This is a genomic window from Comamonas sp. SCN 65-56, assembly GCF_001724135.1.
GTDB lineage: Bacteria > Pseudomonadota > Gammaproteobacteria > Burkholderiales > Burkholderiaceae_C > Comamonas_C.
In genome coordinates this window covers 48,282-68,886 of sequence record NZ_MEDS01000025.1, presented here as the reverse complement: position 1 = coordinate 68,886, position 20,605 = coordinate 48,282, and the positions used below count along the sequence as shown (strand labels likewise).

Here is a 20,605-nt window from a genome sequence, read left to right as displayed (position 1 = left end):
TCAATCATTGCCGTCGCCTTGCAACGCCAGCGCGCGCTGGTAGAGCTGGTTGCGGCTGGCACCGGTCAACTCGGCCGCCAGCCGTACGGCGGTCTTGAGCGGCAGTTCGGCGAGCAGCAGGCGCAAGGTTGCTTCGCCCTGGTTGGCATCGGCACTGGCGGCATGGCTCCGGGGATGGATCACGATCGCGAATTCGCCGCGGCTGCGCTGCGCGGTCTCGGCCAGCCAGGCACTGCAGGCGCTGGCCGGCACGGTGGCGATTTCCTCGAACTGCTTGGTCAGCTCCCGCGCCAGCGTCACGGGGCGTTGGCCCAGCGGTTCCAGCTCACGCGCGATCTGGGCGATGCGGTGCGGCGCCTCCAGCAGCACCACCGTGCGTGACTCCTGCGCGATCCGTGCCAGCGCCGCCTTGCGCTCTGCCGCCTTGGTCGGCAGAAAACCGGCAAAGACAAATCCCGCCGCCGCATCGTCCGGCGCGACGGCACCGGCGCAGCTTAGCGCGCTGACCACGCTGCTCGCGCCCGGCAACGGAAGGCAGCGCAGCCCGGCCTGCTGCACTGCAGCCACCAGGCGCGCGCCCGGATCGCTCACGGCCGGAGTGCCGGCATCGCTCACATAGGCCACGCGCTGGCCCTCGGCCAGCCGGGCAAGCACGGCCTGCGTTGCCTGGGCCTCGTTGTGCTGGTGCAGCGCCAGCCATTGCCCGGGGCTTTTGTGGATGCCGTAGGCGCGCAGCAGCTGCTGCGTATGGCGCGTGTCCTCGCAGGCCAAGGTGTCGGCCAGCTCCAGCACATGCAGGGCACGCAGCGTGATGTCGGCCAAGTTGCCGATGGGTGTGGCGACGACGTAGAGCGCACTCTTTGGATAATCCTGCGCAGCCGCCACATCGCGGGCGGCGGCAAGTGCGGTGACATAGGAGGCGCTCAATGGGATTCCTTGGTGGCAGGCGCGATGGTGCAACAGAAACCACCCGCGTGCGTGGCCAGCAGGCGGAGGATGCGGCGCTGGCGTATCTGCGCGAGGCCGGGCTGGCGGTGGTCGAACGCAATTATCGAACGCCGGGACGCGGCGGCGGCGAGATCGATCTCATCATGCGCGAGCGCGATGGCACGCTGGTGTTCGTCGAGGTGCGCAGCCGCACCCGTGCCGATTTTGGCGGTGCCGGCGCCAGCATAGGCACGGGCAAACAGCGGCGCATCGTCTTTGCCGCGCGCCACTATCTGCTGCGCTGCAAGCCGCTGCCGCCCTGCCGTTTTGACGTGGTGCTCATCGAAGCGGCGGGCGTGCAGTGGCTGCGGGCGGCGTTTGACGCGGGCTGATGCGGCGCAGCCGCTGCCGGGTGCTTAGAAGCTGAGACTGGCGGCGCCGGTCTTCAGCCGCTCATGGATGGCGCTGGCGCCGCTGATCACCACGCCATCGATCAGGTCCTCTTGCGTGTAGCCGCGCGCCTTGACGCAGGGGGTGCAGGCAAAGATGGTGCCGCCGCGCGCCATGAAGTCGCTCATCAGGGCCATCAGCGGGTCCAGCGGTGCCACATGGGTGTGGTCGGCGCTGCCGCGGCGCACGAGATCGACGGCCGAGCTGGTCAGAAACGCGCTCACGCGCATGCCGGCGGTCAGGCCGCCGCAGGCAATGGTGAACGCCACCGACGACAGTTCATGGTCGGTGCCGTGGGTGATCAGTACCACCAGTTCTCTCGAATCCTGTGCCATGAGAAGCTCCTTGGGCCGAAATGACCCCTGTGCGAGGAGGGACATCCTGCGCCTCTCGTTCGAGTGCTGTCAAGACGCGGTGCACGCGCAGGCAGGAGCCACCGGCAGTCCCGATGGCCGATGCGGCCGGGGCGCAAGCCGGCGCCAGAGCGTCAGACCTGCATGTTCATGATGTCGGTATAGGCCTGCACCAGCCGGTTGCGTACATGCAGCGTGGCCTGAAAGCTGACCTGCGCCTTCTGGATCGCGACCATGGTTTCTTCAATGCTGACCTTGGGGTTTTCCAGCTGCACCTGTTTTTGCAGCTCGTTGGCCTGGTTCTGCGCCTTGCTGACGTCGTTCAGTGCGCCCTTGAGGGCGCCGGAGAAGCCGGCCTCTGACGCGCCGCCCTGCGCCACGGCATTGCGCCGCGCCGCCAGCGCGCTGGTGAGCGGCAAGGGGGTGCTGGTGATGCGCAAGTCCATGGCAGTGGGTCTGGTCTGAAGGTAGGCCTATCGTAGGGCGGTGCCCGGGCTGCAGCAGCGCAAACAGCCGGTCAAACCGGCGCCTTATTGGTGGAACGCGGCCGGGGGTGACGGGAATAATCATTGCACCGCCGCTGCCCCTGCGTGGCACTAGCCCTTGCCTGGAACTGACGATGCCCTCTGCTGCCGTTGCCGAAATGCCGATCGCTCCGCCGCTGGCCGGCGTGCCGTGGTCGCAGCGGTTTGCCGGCCTGGACCGCGCCGCGCGCCTGCGGCTGGTGCTGGGGCTGGTACTGTTTCTGGCCATGGTGGTGGCCGCCGCGTTCTTTGCCAGCCGACCCGATTACCGCGTGCTGTTTTCCAACCTGAGCGACAAGGATGGCGGCGCCATCGTTGCCCAGCTCACGCAGATGAACGTGCCCTACAAGTACACCGAAGGCGGCGGCGCGATCATGGTGCCTTCGGACCGGGTGCATGACGTGCGCCTGCGTCTGGCCTCGCAGGGTCTGCCCAAGGGATCGGTGACCGGGTTTGAAGTGACCGAAACCAGCCGTTTCGGCGTGACGCAGTTTCAGGAACGGCTCAATTTCCAGCGCGGCCTGGAGGGTGAGCTCACGCGCTCCATCCAGTCGCTCGCGCCGGTGCAAAGCGCCCGGGTGCACCTGGCGCTGCCCAATCAGAACGGATTCTTTCGCGAACAGCAGAAACCCTCGGCCTCGGTGCTCGTGAGTTTGTATCCGGGGCGTTTCCTCGATCGCACGCAGTTGGCCGGCATCGTGCATCTGGTGGCTTCCAGCGTGCCCGACCTCGCACCGGCGGCGGTCAGCGTGCTCGACGATACCGGCAAGCTGCTGTCGCAAACGCCCGATGGCGCAGGCGGTGGCGCGCCCACGGGCGAGCAGCTTGCTTACGTGCAGAAGCTGGAGCAGCAATATGCCCAGCGCATCACGGATATTCTCGCGCCGGTGGTCGGGCGCGACAACGTCAAGGCCACGGTCAATGCGGAGGTTGATTTCAACCAGACCGAATCCACCACCGAGCAGCACCGCCCCAACCTGGCTGCAGATGCCAGTGCCGTGCGCAGCCAGCAAGTGGTGGAAAACGCTGCCAAGCCGGGCGACAAGCTGCCTTCGGGTGTACCCGGGGCGGTGAGCAATCAGCCGCCGCAAAACGCCAACGCCCCTGTCAATGGCGCCAACCCGGCACCCGATGCCGGCGCGCAGGGCGGTGCGGGCGCCGGTGGCGGCAGCGTCGGCCACCGTGAAATCACCACCAACTACGAGGTGGACAAGACCACCAGCGTGACGCGCGCCGCTCAGGGCATGGTCAAGCGCGTCAACGCCGCCGTGGTGGTCAACTACCAGTCGGTGGCCGAGGCGGCGGGCAAGCCGCCGGTCGCCAAACCGCTCTCGCCCGAGCAGATCGAGCAGATGACGGCGCTGGTGCGCGAGGCGGTGGGCTACAACAAGGAGCGCGGCGATTCGGTCAATCTGATGAACGCGCCGTTCAAGGTCGATACGGCCACGCCGGTGGAGCTGCCTTTTTACAAGCAGCCCGAGGTGATCGAGCTGGCCCGCAGTCTGGGCATGCCGATCGGCCTGTCGTTGGCCGCAGCCCTGCTGCTGATGGGCGTGGTGCGCCCGGCGCTCAAGGCGGCGCGGCAGGGCGGCGCGGCGTCCGCGGCAACGCTGCACAAGGTGGATGCGATTGCCGCCGAGCAGATCGAGCGCCCGGCGCTGCCGGCGCCAGAGCAGGCCAGGGATCAGCCACCGACGCAGGAACAATTGCGGCTGTCGGAGGCGCGCACGCTGGCCAAGGCCAATCCGGTGGCCGTGGCCAATATCGTGAAGACCTGGATCAACGGCGAATGACGTTGATGCACACGGAGTGAAACCACCATGGACGATCAGGGCCTGAACGATGCCGCCATCCTGCTGATGTCCCTTGGCGAGGAAGAGGCGGGTGAAGTCTTCAAGCACCTCTCGCCCAAGGAGGTGCAAAAGCTCGGTGAGACGATTGCCCGCATGCGCACCGTCTCGCATGAGCGCGTGGACGAGGTGGTGTCGCGCTTCACCAGCGAGGCGGCGGCGCAGAGCCTGCTGGTGTCCGATACCGGCAACTATGTGCGTTCGGTGCTCAAGCGTGCACTGGGCGATGACAAGGCCGCCCTGTTGATCGACCGCATCCTGCAGGGTGGGGATGTCTCGGGCATAGAGCAGCTCAAGTGGATGGACCCCCTGGCGGTGGCCGAGCTGCTGCGCAACGAGCATCCGCAAATCATCGCCGCGATCATGGTGCACCTCGATCCGGAGCAGTGCGCCGACATCCTCGCCCAGTTCACCGATCGCCAGCGCGGCGAGATCATGTTGCGCATCGCCACGCTCGAAGGCATACAACCCACCGCGCTCAAGGACCTCAACGAGGTGCTGTTCAAGGTGCTCGCCGGTGGCGACAAGGTGCGCAAGAGTTCGCTGGGCGGCGTCAAGGCCGCGGCGGAAATCGTCAATCTGTTTCGCGGGGGCATGGACGGCGTGGTGATCGAGAGCATTCGCGAGCAGGACGCCGACTTGGCGCAGAAGATCATGGACAAGATGTTTGTCTTTGACGACGTGCTCAAGCTCGACGATCGCGCCATCCAGACCGTGCTGCGCGAAGTGGCGTCCGAAACCCTGGTGGTTGCGCTCAAGGGTGCCCAGCCCGAACTGCGCGAGAAATTCCTCAAGAACATGTCCACGCGCGCCGCCGAGGCGATGCGCGAAGACCTCGAGTCGCGCGGGCCGATCCGCCTGTCCGAGGTCGAGGCTCAGCAAAAGGAAATCCTCAAGACTGTGCGGCGCCTTTCCGACGAGGGCCAGATTGCTTTGGCCGGCGGCGGTGACGACGCCTTCGTCTGACGGGGATCCTCCATGGCGACTTCCAGCACCCGTCACTACACCCGCTTCATACCGGGCGAGGAGATCGCCGAGGCGGTGCAGTGGCGCTTTGGCGATGTCGGCCTGGGTGAGCCGGCCTTGTTGCCGATGCAGTCTGCCGAGGTCGAGCAGCAGCAGGTCGAGGAAGCGGCACAGGCCGCCGCCGCGCAGGCGCAGCAGGTGCACGACGCGGCGTTCGCAGAAGGTCTGCGCCAGGGTCAGGCGCAGGCGGCGCGCGAGTGGCAGCAGCGGCTGGATGACTATGTCGCTGGTCAGGGGCAGCAGGTGGCTGCGCAGCTGGCGAGCGTGGCCAATACCTTCGAGGAAAGCCTGGGGGGGCTGCAGCAGCAGATGGCCGAAAGCCTGATGCAGCTGGCGTGCGACATTGCGCGCCAGGTGGTGCGCCAGGAGTTGCAGGCCAATCCGCGCGCACTGCTGCCGGTGGTGCGTGAGGCGCTGGCCACCTTTGTGCAGGACAGCCGCCCGGCCACGGTGCGCCTGAATCCGGCGGATTGGCAAGCGCTGGAGGGCGCGCTGCGCGATGAATTCGGCAGTACGCGCGTGCAATGGCAAGCAGATGCGTCGATGGCACCCGGTGGCTGCAGCGTGGAATGCGCCGGTGCCGTCGTCGATGGAACGCTGGAAACGCGCTGGCGCCGAGCAATTGCGGCGCTGGGGCTGGTGTCCGCCTGGCGGGAGATGAGCGATGCCGATTGAAGCCAGCGCCGCCTGGGCGCATCTGATGGAGCGGGCCCGCATGCGTGCCGGCGGTGAAGTGCCGCTGGCATCGCGCGGCACGTTGACGCGTCTGACGGGGCTGGTGCTGGAGGCGGCGGGTCTGCGTGTGCCCGTGGGCGCGCAGTGCCTAGTGCGCCAGGGTACGCGCACGCCGGTGCTCGCCGAGGTGGTCGGTTTTTCCGGTGACAAGGCCTTTCTCATGCCAGCGGGGGATATCCACGGGCTGTCTTCGGGCGCTACCGTCACTCCCGCCGACGCCTATGTGCCGCCGTTGCGTCTGGCCAGTGATGCGGGCGGCGATCCTCCCGCAGGTGTGGGCGTGCTGCGTCTGCCCTTGGGCGATGGCTTGCTCGGTCGCGTGGTCGATGCCCAGGGACAACCGCTGGACCATGCGGGAGCGCTGCAGAACGTCGCGGCGCGCTCGCTGCGCCGCGAGCCGATCAACGCGATGGAACGCGCTCCGGTGCGCGAACCGCTGGATACCGGTGTGCGCGCGATCAATGCGCTGCTCACCGTCGGGCGCGGGCAGCGGCTGGGGCTGTTCGCCGGTTCGGGTGTCGGCAAAAGCGTGCTGCTGGGCATGATGGCGCGCTACACCGCCGCCGATGTGATCGTGGTCGGCCTCATCGGCGAACGCGGTCGTGAAGTCAAGGAATTCGTCGAAGACATCCTGGGGCAGCAGGACCGCAGCCGCGCGGTGGTGGTGGCGGCACCCGCAGATGCGCCGCCGCTGCTGCGCATGCAGGGTGCCAGCTATGCCACGGCAGTGGCGGAGTACTTTCGCGATCAGGGCAAGCATGTGCTGCTGCTTATGGATTCGCTGACGCGCTATGCGATGGCGCAGCGCGAGATTGCGCTGGCCATTGGCGAGGCGCCGGCCACCAAGGGCTATCCGCCGAGCTGTTTTGCGAAGTTGCCGGCGCTGGTCGAACGCAGCGGCAACGGCTTGAACGGCGTGGGTTCCATCACCGCGTTTTATACCGTGCTCTCGGAAGGCGACGACCAGCAGGACCCGATCGCCGACGCCTCACGCGCCATTCTGGACGGTCATATCGTGCTCTCCCGGGCGCTGGCCGAGGGCGGACATTTCCCGGCGATCGACATCGAGCAGTCGGCTTCCCGCGTGATGGTCAATGTCGTTCCCGCGGAGCATTTCGAGCTCGCGCGTGACTTCAGGGCCACTTGGTCGCGCTACCAGAAGAGCAGCGATCTGGTGCAGGTCGGCGCCTATGTGGCTGGCTCGGACCCGCAGCTCGACGAAGCCATCCGGCTGCAGCCGGCGATGCAGGCCTTTTTGCAGCAAGGCATGCGCACTGCGGCACCACTGGACGACAGCGTCGCCGGCATGGCGATCGCCCTCGGGCGGAGCTAGGAGGCGCCATGGCAGGACACCGCGCGTTCGAGGTGGCGATAGACATGGCTCAGCGCCAGCGTGATGCGGCCCGCCGCGTGCTGGTGCAGCAGCGCGGCCAGTGCGCCAATGCCGAAGCTCAGCTGGCCCAGCTCACCGGTTACGCCCAGGAGACGCGCCAGCGCTGGGGTGCGAGCGAAGGTGCGCGCCTGCTGCCGGAGGTGTTGCGCCATCAGTTGCAGTTCCTGCAGCGGCTGGAACAGACAGCGCAGATGCAGCAAGTCGTGGTGCAGGCGCAGCAGCAGCGTGTGCAGCAGGCCGTGCAGCAGCTGGCGACTGCCGAGGCGCGCCTTGCCAGTCTGCGCCACGTGCTGCAGCAGCGCGAGCAAGCGGCGCAGAGAGCGCAGCAGCGGCGTGAACAGAAGGAAACCGACGAATGGGCCATGCAGCGCCATGTGCGTGGCACTGGCCGCCAGTTGACACAGGGGATATGAGCCATGGAACAGGTACGACCCGCCAGCGCGCAGGCGCATGCACCGCAAAAGGCACAGGCCGCAGCCGGTGCAGCCCATGGCAAACCGTCCGCTGCAGAGGCACCGGCGTCTGGTGCCAAGGATGGGTTCTCGCTGCTGCTGGCGGCGCTCGGTGGGAGCGTGGTGCTTGCCGGTGAGGCGCAGGGCGATGGTTTGCCAGAGTCTGCCATGGACCCATCTGAATCCACCGTAGGTCAGCCCGAGACCGAACCGGCGGCAGCGGGCACCCCGCTGCCCGCAAGCGGCGCTCAGGACGCGTCGCAGCAACTGCCGCAGCCGCAGATGGGCCCGGCGCCTGCTTTGCAGCAGAGCGGCACGGCCGCCGACCCCGCAAAGGCGACGCCGGGGCCGGCAGGCGATCTGCCGGCCCCGCTGCCGCTGGCCGAACATTTGCACATGCTGCTGAACCAGGCGCAGCACGCCCTCGCGGGAAAGGGGCCGAGCCCTGACTCCATGGTGGCCGAAACGGCGCGCAGCGATGCCGCGGCGCGGCCGTTGGTGGGTGCGCTGCGGTCGTCGCACGGCGCAACCGGGGCACTGGCGCGCCTTTCGGGCCAGAGCCCTGGAGCCGTGGCTGCGGCGGCCGGGGGGGGCGATGGTTCAACCAGCCAAGGCGGTACTGCCGGCGCTCATGGGATGGCGCTGGGCGCAGACGATGCGGGCACACTTGCCGTCAGCGGCAAAGAGCCGCTGCCAACGTTTGGCTCCGGCCACGCTGCGGGTGATCCGCGCGTGCTGCTGCGCGAAGGTGGCGCGCTCGGTCAGTGGGCTGGTGATACGCTGGCCCACAGGGCGGCCTCTGCCATGCCCGCCGCGGTCGATGCCGCCCTGGCGGCGCGTCCCGCTCGCACCGCATCCGAGGGCAACGCTCAGGCCGGTACGCAGGGCGGCGCAGGGGGGGAGGCCGGGCTGCAGCAGGCGCCGGTGCAGCAGGGCGGGGTGGCCGGTGACGGCTCTGCACTGGCGGGGCAGGATGGCCAGTTGCCAGGCAATTTTCTGGAGAAACTGGGCGAGCAAGTGGCGTTCTGGGTACACCAGAAGAGCCAGCGGGCCGAGTTCACGCTGGACCAGGCTGGCCAGCCGGTGCAGGTGCAGGTGACGCTGGCCGGTGATACCGCCAAGGTGGCTTTCCTGAGCGACCATGCCAGCGTGCGGCAGGCGCTGGATGCCAACATGGAAGACTTGCGCGGCATGCTGCAGGAGCAGGGTCTTGCGTTGGCGGATGTGAATGTCGGGGTCGCCGGGGGCCGGGGAGAGGGCGCGGCGGGCGATGGCCAAGCCGGGCACCAGGGCAGCCGTCGGGGTGAGGCGCAGGTCAGCGTTCCGAATGCCCAGGCAGGTGCTGCCCGGCGTTCTGACGGTCAGAGAGCGCTGGACATCTTTGTCTGATCCTGCCCGATGGGCCGCGGCGCTGGCTGCGGTCCCTCTGCGTGGTCACCTGCAGGGGGTGAATATGCCGGGTTTGCAGCGTTATTCTGGCTATCACCGGGGCGTACCTGCCCAATAATCGTGCAACGGCTCGGTCGTGCCCCTGGTGGCGCTGTCGAGCTCTTGAACCCATGGCGCCCGCGTGGCGCGAGAAAGCTTGCACGTGGCCGAAGAAACTGCTGCACCCACACCTCCCAAGGGCAAGAAGAAGCTGATCATCATCATTCTGGCGCTGGTGGTGGTGCTGGCGATTGCTGCTGCCGGTGTGCTGTGGTACCTCGCCAAACAGCGCAGCGCCCATCTGGATGAGGACGGGGACGAAGCTGTCGCCCAAGTGGCAGAGTCCAAGACGCCGCCGGCGTTTTTGCCCATGGACAACATGGTGGTCAATCTGGCGGACCCCGGCGGAGACCGTTTTGCCCAGGTGGGCATCACGCTGGAACTGGCCGATGGCAAGACGTCAGAGAAGGTCAAATCCCTCATGCCGACGATACGCAGTGGCGTGCTGATGCTGCTGTCGCAACGCAGCTCCGAGGAATTGCTTTCGCGCGAAGGCAAGGAGAAGCTCGCAGCCGACATACGCGGCGAGGTGCTCGATGCGCTGGGGTATGTGCCGCCGCGAGCAAAAACACGCAAGAAACGTGCTGCCGCCGAAGAAGATGACCAGGAGGACACCAAGCCTCGCAAGGCGACTGTGGACAGCAACGCGCCGGTGCGTGCAGTGCTGTTCTCCAGTTTCATTGTTCAGTAGTGGGACCGGGCCGAGGAGGAAACCATGGCTGACAGCTTTCTGTCCCAGGAAGAAGTCGATGCTCTGCTGGAAGGCGTGACGGGCGAAAGCCAGAAAAACGTCGAGGAAGAGGTCGAATCGAGCGGCGTACGCAATTACGACATTTCCAGTCAGGAGCGCATCGTCCGCGGGCGCATGCCGACGATGGAGATCGTCAACGAACGCTTTGCGCGCAACTTGCGTGTGGGCCTGTTCAACTTCATCCGCCGCAGCCCCGAGATTTCCGTCGGAACGGTCTCGGTACAGCGCTACAACGCCTTCCTGCGCGAGATCGTGGTGCCGACCAATTTCAATATCGTGGCGATACGCCCGCTGCGTGGCAGCGGTCTGGTGGTGTGCGAACCATCGCTGGTGTTTGGTCTCATCGACACGCTGTATGGCGGCGCCGGGAAGTACCAGACGCGCATCGAGGGGCGTGATTTTTCCGCCACCGAGCAGCGCGTGATCCAGCGGCTGGTGGATGTGATCACCACCGAATACAAGAAGGCCTGGCAGGGCATCTACCCGCTTGAGTTGTCGTATCAGCGCTCGGAGATGCAGCCGCAGTTTGCCAATATCGCCACACCGAGCGAGATCGTCGTCTCGACCGCGTTTCACCTGGAAATCGGCGATCTGGCCGGCTCCATCCACATCACCATGCCCTACGCCACGCTGGAGCCGATCCGCGACGTGCTTTATTCCACCGTGCAGGGCGATGCGATCGAGGTGGACCGGCGCTGGGTCAAGGTGCTGTCGCGCGAGATGCAATCGGCCGAAGTGACGCTGGTGGCCGAGCTGGCGCGCGCGGATGCCACGGTCGAGCAGTTGCTGGCGATGCGCCCGGGCGATTTTGTGGAGCTCGAGCGCCTGCCGCGCATTCGTGCTTCGGTCGGCGGCATCGACCTGTTTGAGTGCCAGTACGGCACGCACAACGCCAAGTACGCGATTCGCATCGAAGAGCGCTTGCAAACCGGCGATGCCGGCTGGACGGGGAAAGACCATGGCTACTGATTCCAACACCTCCGAAGCGGTTGCTGCCGAAGGCGGCCAGGCAGCGGCCGATGATGCCTTCGCCGACTGGGCAGAGGCGCTCAACGAGCAAAAGTCAGCCACGTCCGACGCGTCCGCGCCAGAGCAGGGTGGCCCGCTCTCCGGCGGCGGTGCGCCAGCGTATGCCGGCAGTGGCGACCCCTCGGTGCACGACATCAACATGGTGCTGGACATTCCCGTGCAGCTGTCGGTGGAGCTGGGGCGCACCAAGGTGCCGATCAAGTACATCCTGCAGCTGGGTCAGGGCTCGGTGGTCGAACTCGATGCGCTCGCGGGTGAGCCCATGGACGTGCTGGTCAACGGGTATCTGATCGCGCAGGGGGAGGTGGTGGTTGTGAACGACAAGTTCGGCATTCGTCTCACCGATGTGGTCACGCCGTCGGAGCGCCTGCGCCGTGTCAGCCGGGGCTAGTTATTCGTCCTTGGTGTGGGTGGTGCTGTTCATCGGCGCCATCGCGCTCTTGCCGTGGTGGGTGCGGCGCTGGCAGCAGGGGCGTGACCAGTTGCTGCCGGATGCGGTGGCCGCGAATGCGCGCGTGCTTTCGTCCGTGGCCATAGGGCCGCAGCAGCGTGTGGTGACCGTGGAGGCCGGGGCCCCCGGGCAGCGGGTGGTGTTGATCCTGGGCGTGACGGCGCAGCAGATTACTTGCCTGCATGTGCGCGAGGCGGCGTCGTTTTCCGATGAAGTGGCCGCGGCGCGCGGCGCGGCATCCCATGCGTAGGCTGCCTCTGTGGCTGGGCTGGCTGGCGGTGGTCGCGGCGCTGGCGCTGCTGCCGGTCGGTGGCGCGCTGGCGCAGGATGCGGCGGGCACGCTGCCCATCATGATCGGATCGGGCCCGGGGGGCAACAGCTACTCGGTGCCGATTCAGACACTGCTGTTCTTCACCGCGCTGTCTTTCCTGCCGGCGGTGCTGCTCCTGATGACGAGCTTCACGCGCATCGTCATCGTGCTTTCGTTGCTGCGTCAGGCGCTGGGCACGCAGGCGGCGCCGCCCAACATGGTCATCATCGGGCTGTCGCTGTTTCTCACGTTCTTTGTGATGGGGCCGACGCTGGACAAGGTCTACCAGGAAGCCTACCTGCCCTATACCAACAATCAGCTCAACTTCGAGCAGGCGCTGCCCAAGGCCGAGGCACCGATGCGCAGCTTCATGCTCAAGCAGACGCGGCAGAGCGACTTTGCGCTGTTTGCCCGCCTGGCCAAGCTGCCGGCCGAGGTGACGGCCGAGACTGCGCCACTGCGGGTGCTGGTGCCTGCCTTCGTCACCAGCGAACTCAAGTCGGCCTTTCAGATTGCGTTCATGGTGTTCATCCCGTTTCTCATCATCGACATGGTGGTGGCCAGCGTGCTGATGTCGCTCGGAATGATGATGCTCTCCCCGGTGCTGGTGGCGCTGCCGTTCAAGCTGATGCTGTTTGTGCTGGCCGATGGCTGGAACCTGATCATGGGCTCGCTGGCCGCGAGCTTTGCCGGTTGAAAACGAGGTATTCATGACGGCCCAATTCGTTCTTGGCTTCGGCCACGATGCGCTGATGCTGCTTTTGATGATTGCTCTGCCGGCGCTCGGTGCGGTGATGGTCGTCGGCCTCATCGTCAGCATTTTTCAGGCGGTCACCCAGGTGCATGAGGCCACGCTGTCCTTTGTGCCCAAGCTGGTGGCGGCGGTGCTGGTGTTTGCGCTTGCCGGCCCCTGGATGGTGACGACACTGGTGGACTATGTGCGCAGCACGATAGAGAGCATTCCGAGCGTCGTCGGTTAGGCGCGCGCCGTGCTTACTTTCAATGAGGCGCAGCTCATGGCCTGGCTTTCGCCGGTGCTGTGGCCGTTTCTGCGTGTACTGGCGATGTTCACCGCCGCGCCCATCTTCTCGATGCGCGCCATTCCGGTGCGCCTGAAGGTGGCGCTGGCGTTTTTGGTGGCGGTCTGCGCGCAGGCGGCTTTGCCGGATCAGCCCGTGGTTGCGATCAACTCTAGCGCTGCCTGGGGCGCAATCGTGCAGCAAGTGGGCGTTGGCCTGTGCATAGGCTTTGCCGTGCGACTGGTGTTTGTCGCGATTGAGCTGGCAGGCGAAGTCATAGGCCTGCAGATGGGGCTGAACTACGCCTCGTTTTTCGATCCGGCCAGCAATTCGCAGCGTGGCGCGCTCACCAGCTTCTACAGCAACCTGGCGCTGCTGCTGTTCATCGTCGTCAACGGCCACTTGATGGTGCTCATGGCCGTGATTCACAGTTTCAAGGCTTTTCCGGTCGATGGCGAGCTGATGCAGGCGCTGGCGCAACTGCGTCTGCAGGATCTGGGGGCAGGGGTTTTTTCCAGTGCGCTGTGGATCGCGCTGCCGCTGGTGGCGCTGCTGCTGTTCGTCAACCTTACCATGGGCATCATCTCGCGCGTGGCGCCGCAGACCAATATTTATGCAGTGGGCTTTCCGGTCACGATTACCGTCGGGCTGCTGGGCATCACCGCGACGCTGCCCATGCTGGAGCAGCCGCTCTTTACCTTGCTGCAGCAGGCGATAGATCTGTTCGGGGGGTACTGAAAATACAAGTAAATATGCCTTTCGCGCTTTGCCAGCAAGCGCTATAAGCTATTATTTTCATACCAATTTGTTGCGAATGGCATAGACCGTGAGTTCGGCGTTGTTGCTCAGGTGCAGCTTGTCCAGCACCCGAGCGCGGTAAACGCTCACGGTCTTGGGGCTGAGCACCAATTCCTGCGCGATGTCCGACAGGCGCTTGCCCGACGCAATTTTCACCAGCGTCTGCATTTCGCGCTCCGAGAGTTGCTCATGCGGCAATTCGCGTTCGGGCTGCGACAGACTGTCGGCAAGCAGTTGGGCGACTTCGGGCGTGAGGTATTTGCGACCCTGCACCACGGTGCGCACGGCCTGGATCAGCAGCAGCGGGTCGCTCGCCTTGTTGGCGTAGCCGTGCGCGCCGGCCTTGATGGCGCGCAGTGCGTATTGGTCTTCGGGGTACATCGAGACAATCAGCACCTTGATCTGCGGATGGCTTTCGTGCAGGCTGGCAAGCACTTCCATGCCGCTGCGCCCCGGCAGGTTGAGGTCCAGCAGCAGGACCTCGCATGGGGTGTGACGCAGCAGCTCCCTGAGCTCCGTATAGCTGCCTGCCTCGCCGGTCACTTCAATGTCCGGGGCCTCCGCCAAGGTGTCGCGGATGCCGCGGCGCAAGATGGCGTGGTCGTCGCACAAAATCACATGGATCATGAGGCACTGTCTCCGGTGTCGCTGGTGCGCGCGGCTGCGGTGGGCAGCGAGAGGATGATGGTGGTGCCGCGCCCTGGCTGGCTGCTCACGTCCAGCCAGCCGCCCGCGCGCCGGGCGCGCTCGCGCAGCCCGCGCAGGCCGAACGAGGTGTGTTTGGCCAGCGCCGCGGGTGCGATGCCCACGCCGTCATCACCCACTTCCAGCAGCAGATTGCCATCGTGCTCGGAAAGCTCCACCCGCACATGGCTGGCCTGGGCATATTTCTGGATGTTGGTGAGCGCTTCCTGCACCGTCCGGTAGGCCACCAGTTGCAGTGCCGGGGCCAGGGCAAGGATCTCCCGGTCGGTGCTCAATCGCGCGGCGATGCGAGTGCGGCGCTCGAAGGTTTGCACCAGCCATTGCACGGCCGCCAGCAGCCCCTGGTCAAGCACCGGTGGGCGCAGATTCATCATGATTCGCTGGCTTGCACCCAGGGCGTGCTGCAGCATCTCGCTGGCGCTCTGTGCATGGCTCAAGAGTTGCGCATCGCTGCCGTGCCGGCTGATCCATGCCAGGTCAAAGCGCGCCGCGGTCAAGGCGCCACCGACATCGTCATGGATCTCGCGCGCGATGGCGGCACGCTCTTCCTCCAAAGTGGCCTGCAAATGCTCGGCCAGGTCCGCGAGGCGCTGCTCGGATGCGGCCAGCTCCGCCATCGCCTGCTCTCGTGCCAGCCTGGATTCGGCCATTTCAATGGCACGGGCAATGACCCGTGGCAAGCGGGCCACATCGTCCTTGAGCAGGTAATCGGAAAACCCCAGGTGCATGGCGTTCACCGCGGCGGCTTCGCCGATGGCGCCCGAGAGCAGCACGAAGGGCGGGCAGGCAGGCAAGGGGCGGGCAAGGGCCCAGGCGTCGATCGCGGTGAAGCCGCGCAGCCGATAGTCCGCCAGCACGATATCGAACGGCAGCTCTTGCAGCGCCGCCACAAGCCCGTCCAGGGTGTCCACTTGCCGGATGTGATGCGCCAGCCCGGCGCGCCGCAGGACAAGGCACGCAAGCTCATGGTCGGCCGCCGAATCTTCCAGATGCAAGATGTGCACGGGCTTTTTCAGGGTGTCAATTTCGGCCGGAATAGCTATCATGTTTGCCAAGTGGGAGCACAGCGGTGCAATGTTAGTCGCATGGCTGCCGTGGCCTGGACGTTTCGCTGGTGCGATGCGGGAGAGATGATGCCGTCAACGTCGGATGCTTCTTCGGGGCCGGTGGTCGGGGTTCAGGTCATGGCGCTGGCCGAAATACAGGATGCGTTGCTGACGTCGCTGCATGATCTGCATCGCCTGGAAGGTCTGCTCGACCATGCTGCCACCAATCTGATACAGCGCTTTGCCAGCGCGGATGCGGCGCTCTCGCCGCAGGCGCTGATGGCGCAGCCGGAGCTTGCGGGTTTGCGCGATACCCTGCGCAGCGCCGTCACGGAGTTGCAATTTCACGACATGGCGACCCAGCTCATCACGCATACCAGCAAGGTGTTGCAGGCCTGCTCGGATCGGCTTGGCGCACAGGCCATGGGGTCGGAGGCAGGCGAGGAAGCGGCGGCGCCGGATGCCGTGGCGCCAGATCGGCCCAATCCGGTGACGCAGAGTGAAATGGACGCCGGTTCCATCGAGCTCTTTTGAATCCATACACACAGTTACCGGTTAACCTACCTACCTTGGAATCTTGGGAGCCTTGGCATGCAGTCGATTCTGGCCGTCGATGATTCACCGTCCATGCGAAAAATGGTGACGTTCACGCTCACCAGCGCGGGATTCAACGTCGTTGAAGCGGTGGACGGCGAGGACGCCTACGAAAAAGCCATGGCACATGACGTCAGCCTGGTGCTGGCAGACCAGAACATGCCGCGCCTGGATGGCATCGGCCTGACCCGGCGCCTGCGTTCGCACCCCCGTTTCAAAAGCATGCCGATCCTGATTCTCACGACCGAGTCGAGCGACGTCATGAAGCAGGCCGGGCGCAACGCCGGCGCCACCGGCTGGCTGGTCAAACCTTTCGACCCCACCCGGCTGGTGGAAGTGATCCACAAGGTGATTGGCTGAGCCGGTCACGCATTCGCAGTTTGAACAGCAAACAAAGACGCAAAGGAACCCATCCATGGCGGACCTTCATTCCCAGAGCGCAGGCGGCGAGGCGGATTTCGACCTCACCCAGTTCTACGGCGTGTTCTTCGAGGAAGCCGGCGAAAACCTCGATCAGATGGAGCAGATGCTGCTGGCGCTCAATGTCAGCGCACCGGATGACGAAGAGCTCAACGGCATCTTCCGCTGCGCACACTCGATCAAGGGCGGCTCGGCGACCTTTGGTTTCAGCGACGTGGCGGAGCTGACGCACAAGATGGAATCGCTGCTGGACAAGCTGCGCCGTCACGAGCTGCAGCTCACGCCGCCGATGATCGACGCGCTGCTCGAGTCCGCCGATGCCTCGCGCAGTCTGCTCGCACGCCACCAGAGCGGCGAACAGGGAGAGGCGGTGTCCACGGTCGACCTGGTGCAGCGTATCCGGGCGCTGGCCGATGGCGAAGCACCGGCACCTGCCGCTGCGCAGGCTCCGCCCCCACCCCCGCCGCCCCCGCCGGCGGTGACGCCCGTGGCAGCGCCGGCCCCGGTCCAGCTGGCGGGTGCGCAGGGTGAGCGTGCACTGGAGATCAGCATCGGCCCGCTGGAGCAACCCGAGCTGGCCGATGCCATCAAGGACCTGTTCCGCGATATTGCCGGTCTGGGCACCATCAGCGACCTGCCTGACGACCGTGCGGGCATGCGTACCTTTGCCGTGCGTACCAACTCAAGCGATGGCGACCTGCTGGACCTGTTCGTCTTCCATGTCGCCAAGGAGAAGGTGAACATTCGCGCGCTGGGTGCATCGCCCGATGCGCAACCGGCGCCGGCCACCGCGGCCGACTCCGCGCAGGGCCTGGAGTACGGATTTTTCAGTGGTGCGCCCGGTGCTCCGGCGGACGAAGGGGCTGCTATTGTGCCGGCGGCGGCGCAGAAGAGCGCATCGCCCGCTCCATCAAGCGCACCACCGACTGTGGCTGCCGGCACTGCGGCTCAGCAAAAGCCGGCGGCGCACGCGTCGATGGAATCGAGCACCATTCGCGTTGCCGTGAACAAGGTGGACCAGTTGATCAATCTCGTCGGCGAGCTGGTCATCACCCAGGCCATGCTGGCGCAAAACAGCCGCGACCTGGACGCGGGGCTGCACCAGCAATTGCTCGCCGGGCTGGCCGACCTGGATCGCAACACGCGGGACTTGCAGGAATCGGTGATGTCGATTCGCATGATCCCGATGTCCACCGTCTTCAGTCGTTTCCCGCGCATGCTGCGCGACCTAGCGGCCAAGCTCGGAAAAAAAGTGGAATTCGTCACCAACGGCGAGGCGACCGAACTGGACAAGAGTCTGGTCGAGAAAATCACCGATCCGCTGACCCACCTGGTGCGCAACAGCTGCGATCACGGCATAGAAATGCCCGCCGATCGGCTGGCGGCCGGCAAACCGGAACATGGCACGCTGACGCTCTCGGCGTCGCACCAGGGCGGCTCCATCGTGATCGAGGTGCGCGACGACGGCCGTGGCCTTTCGCGCGAGAAGCTGCTGAACAAGGCGCGCGAGCGCGGCATGGACGTCTCCGATGCGATGTCGGACTCGGACGTCTGGAATCTGATCATGGCGCCGGGGTTTTCCACGGCAGATGTGGTCACCGATGTCTCCGGTCGCGGCGTCGGCATGGATGTCGTGAAGAAAAACATTTCCGCGCTCAACGGCTCAGTGGAAATCGATTCCGTCGAAGGCGTGGGCACGCGGGTATCGGTGCGCCTGCCGTTGACGCTGGCCATCATGGATGGCATGTCGGTCGGGGTCGGCGATGAGGTCTACATCCTGCCGCTGTCGTCCGTTGTCGAATCATTCCAGGTCAACCAGGAAGGCATCAATACCGTGGCGCAGGGCTCGCAACTGGTGAAGGTGCGCGAGGAGTACATGCCGGTCGTTTCGCTGGAGCGGGTGTTTCAGGTGCCCCGGCAAAAGCCGGACCAGGGCAACGACATCATGGTCGTGGTGGAAGCCGAAAGCTCGCGCGTGGCGGTACTGGTGGATGAGCTGCTCGGGCAGCAGCAGGTCGTCGTCAAGAATCTGGAGACCAATTACCGCAAGGTGGCCAATGTTTCGGGCGCTACCATCATGGGCGATGGCAGCGTGGCATTGATTCTCGATGTCGGCTCGCTGGTGCGCCGCGCGCGTCACTGAAAGCACCACACAGGAGGGCTATGACATGAACGCAGTGCTCAAAACCATGAACGAAGCGACGGCACCGGGAGTGGGCGAATACCTGACCTTCCGCCTGGGCGAGGAAGAATACGGACTGGACATCCTTGCGGTGCAGGAAATCCGTGGCTATGAAGCGCCGACCCGCGTGGCCAATGCGCCCGCGTTTCTCAAGGGAGTTTCCAATCTGCGCGGGACCATCGTGCCCATCATCGACATGCGCTTGCGCTTCAACTGTGCGAGTGCCGAATACAACCATTTGACGGTGGTGATCATCCTCAATCTGCGCGAGCGGGTGGTCGGCATCGTGGTGGATTCGGTCAGCGATGTGATCGAATTGACGGCCGAGCAGGTGCAGCCGGCGCCCGATGTGGAGAGCACGATTGATGCCCGCTGCATACGGTGTCTGGGTTCCGTGGGCGGGCGCATGCTGATCCTGCTGGATATCGAGAAGCTCATGGCGAGCCCCGACATGGGGCTTGCCAACACCTGATGGGTGAGCGCACGCTCCACCATCGTCCGGTTGCCATCGATTCATGAGTGCACGTCCGCTGCCCGGCCGCGCGACAGCCGCCGCGAGCCCCGCGACGCTGGCTGTCAGCGAGGGGAGAGAGTTCGCGTGGACGAACGCCGATTTTTCCCGCGTACAAAAGCTGATTTACCAGCGCGCCGGCATCAGCCTGCACGATGGCAAGCATGCCATGGTGTACAGCCGCCTGTCGCGGCGTCTGCGCGACACCGGACACACGAGTTTTGAAGAATACCTGGGCTGGCTCGAGTCGCAGGATGGCCCCGAATGGCAGGAGTTCATCAATGCGCTCACCACCAATCTGACGGCGTTTTTTCGGGAGCAGCACCATTTCGACAGTCTCACCGCCATCCTCAAGAAGCGCCCGAGCGGGCCGTGGAGGATCTGGTGCAGCGCTGCCTCCACGGGCGAGGAGCCGTATTCGATCGTCATCACGGTGTTGCAGGCGCTGGGCGTCGGCGTGCCGTTCGAGCTTTTCGCCAGCGACATCGACACCCGTGTGCTGGAAACCGCAAGCCGCGGTGTGTATCGCTCCCAGGGGCTCAAGGGCCTGACGCAGGAGCAGCTGCAGCGCTTTTTCATGCGCGGCAAAGGGAACAATGACGGGCTGGTACGCGTGCGCCCGGAAGTGCGCAAGCCCATTACCTTCCTGAGCGTGAACCTGATCCGCGACGATTGGCCTTTCCGTGAGCCATTCGATGCGGTGTTCTGCCGCAACGTGATGATTTACTTTGATGCGCCTACCCAGCGCCGGGTGCTGGAGCGCATCCACCGGGTGATGAAGCCGGGGGGCACGCTTTTCGTCGGTCACGCAGAGAATTTCAGCGAGTCGCGCGACCTGTTCGTGCTGCGTGGAAAGACGGTTTATGAGCGCGTATGAGGCGATTGCCGCGGCCGGTGGTGCCGAGCGCCGCCACGCACCGCGCATCCGGCCGATCCCGCCGGACATCGGGAACAGGCCGATCCGTACCCCCACGCTGGAAGAACTCAAGGCACTGCCGCGCCACACCGGAGAAGCGGCGTTCTTCTTTTTTGACCAGCATTTCCAGTTCAATGCCGTAAAAATTCTTCCGGGTGAGTATTTCGTCTCCGATGAAAACCTGGTGATCCAGACGGTGCTGGGTTCATGCATCGCCGCTTGCCTCTGGGACAGCCGCACCCGCGTGGGCGGCATGAATCATTTCATGTTGCCCGACAGCAGCAGCACTGATCAATCCGGTCGCTATGGCTCGTATGCCATGGAAGTGCTGATCAATGAATTGATGAAGATCGGCGGACGCCGCGAGACCATGCAAGCCAAGGTGTTTGGCGGTGGCCAGGTCATGGCCAATTTTTCGTCCGTGAACGTGGGCGAGCGCAACACCGCTTTCGTGCGGGACTATCTGGCGACCGAACGCATTCCCATCGTATCGGAGGATGTATTGGATATCTATCCGCGCAAGGTGGTGTTCTTTCCGGTGACGGGCAAGGCCATGGTGAAGCGGCTGGCGCATGCCCACCCGGACCTCCTTGCGGCGGAGAAGACACGTGGCAATGCCGCCGTGGTGGCGCAATCCGGCCGGGGCGGATCGGTCGATTTGTTCTGAAGATCGCA

At 65.2% G+C, this 20,605-nt stretch carries 25 protein-coding genes; 20 read left to right on the top strand and 5 right to left on the bottom strand.

Features of this window, described 5'->3' with window-relative positions; genetic code table 11:
* Nucleotides 1–927 carry a 16S rRNA (cytidine(1402)-2'-O)-methyltransferase gene (rsmI, locus tag ABS45_RS13200; RefSeq protein ID WP_291556097.1) on the bottom strand — a complete coding sequence of 309 codons (927 nt, stop codon included), beginning with the start codon at nt 925–927 and terminating at the stop codon, nt 1–3.
* Here rsmI and ABS45_RS13195 point away from each other — a divergent pair.
* The gene (locus tag ABS45_RS13195; protein ID WP_291556095.1) at nt 927–1,319 is read left to right on the top strand and encodes a YraN family protein; all 393 of its coding nucleotides are present in this window, start codon (nt 927–929) and stop codon (nt 1,317–1,319) included. The genes rsmI and ABS45_RS13195 overlap by 1 nt on opposite strands.
* A 24-nt stretch (nt 1,320–1,343) precedes the next feature.
* Here the strand turns inward: ABS45_RS13195 and ABS45_RS13190 are convergent, their stop codons facing one another.
* Nucleotides 1,344–1,712: a DsrE family protein gene (locus tag ABS45_RS13190; protein WP_291556093.1), complete on the bottom strand. Its 369-nt coding sequence runs from the start codon at nt 1,710–1,712 to the stop codon at nt 1,344–1,346.
* 152 nt (nt 1,713–1,864) lie between these two features.
* On the bottom strand, nt 1,865–2,176 hold the full coding sequence (gene fliE, locus ABS45_RS13185; protein WP_291556092.1) for a flagellar hook-basal body complex protein FliE: 312 nt from the start codon (nt 2,174–2,176) through the stop codon (nt 1,865–1,867).
* A 173-nt stretch (nt 2,177–2,349) separates the two neighbouring features.
* On the opposite strand from fliE, the gene fliF reads away from it, so the two are divergent.
* The 13 genes from fliF (at nt 2,350) to fliR (ending at nt 13,496) form a co-directional block, all read left to right on the top strand.
* Complete coding sequence (gene fliF, locus ABS45_RS13180; RefSeq protein ID WP_291556090.1) at nt 2,350–4,047, top strand: flagellar basal-body MS-ring/collar protein FliF; 1,698 nt, start codon at nt 2,350–2,352, stop codon at nt 4,045–4,047.
* A 27-nt stretch (nt 4,048–4,074) separates the two neighbouring features.
* The gene (gene fliG / locus ABS45_RS13175) at nt 4,075–5,070 is read left to right on the top strand and encodes a flagellar motor switch protein FliG (protein ID WP_291556087.1); all 996 of its coding nucleotides are present in this window, start codon (nt 4,075–4,077) and stop codon (nt 5,068–5,070) included.
* 12 nt (nt 5,071–5,082) lie between these two features.
* On the top strand, nt 5,083–5,805 hold the full coding sequence (locus ABS45_RS13170; protein ID WP_291556085.1) for a FliH/SctL family protein: 723 nt from the start codon (nt 5,083–5,085) through the stop codon (nt 5,803–5,805).
* The gene (gene fliI / locus ABS45_RS13165) at nt 5,795–7,198 is read left to right on the top strand and encodes a flagellar protein export ATPase FliI (RefSeq protein WP_291556083.1); all 1,404 of its coding nucleotides are present in this window, start codon (nt 5,795–5,797) and stop codon (nt 7,196–7,198) included. The genes ABS45_RS13170 and fliI overlap by 11 nt, the downstream gene beginning before the upstream one ends.
* 8 nt (nt 7,199–7,206) lie before the next feature.
* On the top strand, nt 7,207–7,671 hold the full coding sequence (gene fliJ / locus ABS45_RS13160; RefSeq protein ID WP_291556082.1) for a flagellar export protein FliJ: 465 nt from the start codon (nt 7,207–7,209) through the stop codon (nt 7,669–7,671).
* A gap of 3 nt (nt 7,672–7,674) precedes the next feature.
* Nucleotides 7,675–9,099: a flagellar hook-length control protein FliK gene (locus ABS45_RS13155; RefSeq protein ID WP_291556080.1), complete on the top strand. Its 1,425-nt coding sequence runs from the start codon at nt 7,675–7,677 to the stop codon at nt 9,097–9,099.
* A 202-nt stretch (nt 9,100–9,301) separates the two neighbouring features.
* Nucleotides 9,302–9,889, top strand: a complete 588-nt coding sequence (locus tag ABS45_RS13150; protein ID WP_291556078.1) for a flagellar basal body-associated FliL family protein — start codon at nt 9,302–9,304, stop codon at nt 9,887–9,889.
* A gap of 24 nt (nt 9,890–9,913) precedes the next feature.
* Entirely contained in the window at nt 9,914–10,918 is a 1,005-nt protein-coding gene (gene fliM / locus ABS45_RS13145; protein ID WP_291556075.1) for a flagellar motor switch protein FliM, read from the top strand.
* On the top strand, nt 10,908–11,369 hold the full coding sequence (gene fliN, locus ABS45_RS13140; protein ID WP_291556074.1) for a flagellar motor switch protein FliN: 462 nt from the start codon (nt 10,908–10,910) through the stop codon (nt 11,367–11,369). The genes fliM and fliN overlap by 11 nt, the downstream gene beginning before the upstream one ends.
* Nucleotides 11,353–11,679, top strand: coding sequence for a flagellar biosynthetic protein FliO (locus ABS45_RS13135; RefSeq protein WP_291556072.1), 327 nt, complete (start codon nt 11,353–11,355; stop codon nt 11,677–11,679). Before fliN ends, ABS45_RS13135 begins: the two co-directional genes overlap by 17 nt.
* Nucleotides 11,672–12,436 (top strand): flagellar type III secretion system pore protein FliP, encoded by a 765-nt coding sequence (gene fliP, locus ABS45_RS13130; protein WP_291556070.1) that lies wholly within the window; start codon nt 11,672–11,674, stop codon nt 12,434–12,436. Before ABS45_RS13135 ends, fliP begins: the two co-directional genes overlap by 8 nt.
* Nucleotides 12,437–12,449: 13 nt before the next feature.
* Complete coding sequence (gene fliQ, locus ABS45_RS13125; RefSeq protein WP_291556068.1) at nt 12,450–12,719, top strand: flagellar biosynthesis protein FliQ; 270 nt, start codon at nt 12,450–12,452, stop codon at nt 12,717–12,719.
* 9 nt (nt 12,720–12,728) lie between these two features.
* On the top strand, nt 12,729–13,496 hold the full coding sequence (gene fliR / locus ABS45_RS13120) for a flagellar biosynthetic protein FliR (protein ID WP_291556066.1): 768 nt from the start codon (nt 12,729–12,731) through the stop codon (nt 13,494–13,496).
* A 57-nt stretch (nt 13,497–13,553) separates the two neighbouring features.
* On the opposite strand, the gene ABS45_RS13115 is transcribed toward fliR, so the two are convergent.
* Together ABS45_RS13115 and ABS45_RS13110 are read right to left on the bottom strand one after the other, a co-directional pair.
* Nucleotides 13,554–14,183, bottom strand: a complete 630-nt coding sequence (locus ABS45_RS13115; RefSeq protein WP_291556065.1) for a response regulator transcription factor — start codon at nt 14,181–14,183, stop codon at nt 13,554–13,556.
* A complete protein-coding gene (locus tag ABS45_RS13110; RefSeq protein WP_291556063.1) occupies nt 14,180–15,307 on the bottom strand; it encodes an ATP-binding protein in 1,128 nt (375 codons plus the stop codon). The genes ABS45_RS13115 and ABS45_RS13110 overlap by 4 nt, the downstream gene beginning before the upstream one ends.
* An 87-nt stretch (nt 15,308–15,394) precedes the next feature.
* Between ABS45_RS13110 and ABS45_RS13105 the strand changes: the two genes are divergently transcribed.
* Genes ABS45_RS13105 through cheD form a run of 6 tightly spaced genes read left to right on the top strand, consistent with a single transcriptional unit; the run spans nt 15,395 to nt 20,597 of the window.
* Entirely contained in the window at nt 15,395–15,841 is a 447-nt protein-coding gene (locus ABS45_RS13105) for a hypothetical protein (protein ID WP_291557230.1), read from the top strand.
* A gap of 57 nt (nt 15,842–15,898) precedes the next feature.
* Entirely contained in the window at nt 15,899–16,261 is a 363-nt protein-coding gene (locus tag ABS45_RS13100; RefSeq protein WP_291556061.1) for a response regulator, read from the top strand.
* A 55-nt stretch (nt 16,262–16,316) separates the two neighbouring features.
* Entirely contained in the window at nt 16,317–18,464 is a 2,148-nt protein-coding gene (locus tag ABS45_RS13095; protein ID WP_291556059.1) for a chemotaxis protein CheW, read from the top strand.
* 25 nt (nt 18,465–18,489) lie between these two features.
* Nucleotides 18,490–18,975: a chemotaxis protein CheW gene (locus ABS45_RS13090; protein ID WP_291556057.1), complete on the top strand. Its 486-nt coding sequence runs from the start codon at nt 18,490–18,492 to the stop codon at nt 18,973–18,975.
* 43 nt (nt 18,976–19,018) lie between these two features.
* Nucleotides 19,019–19,891 carry a CheR family methyltransferase gene (locus tag ABS45_RS13085; RefSeq protein ID WP_291556054.1) on the top strand — a complete coding sequence of 291 codons (873 nt, stop codon included), beginning with the start codon at nt 19,019–19,021 and terminating at the stop codon, nt 19,889–19,891.
* Nucleotides 19,878–20,597 (top strand): chemoreceptor glutamine deamidase CheD, encoded by a 720-nt coding sequence (cheD, locus tag ABS45_RS13080; RefSeq protein WP_291556052.1) that lies wholly within the window; start codon nt 19,878–19,880, stop codon nt 20,595–20,597. Before ABS45_RS13085 ends, cheD begins: the two co-directional genes overlap by 14 nt.
* Nucleotides 20,598–20,605: the final 8 nt, after the last annotated feature.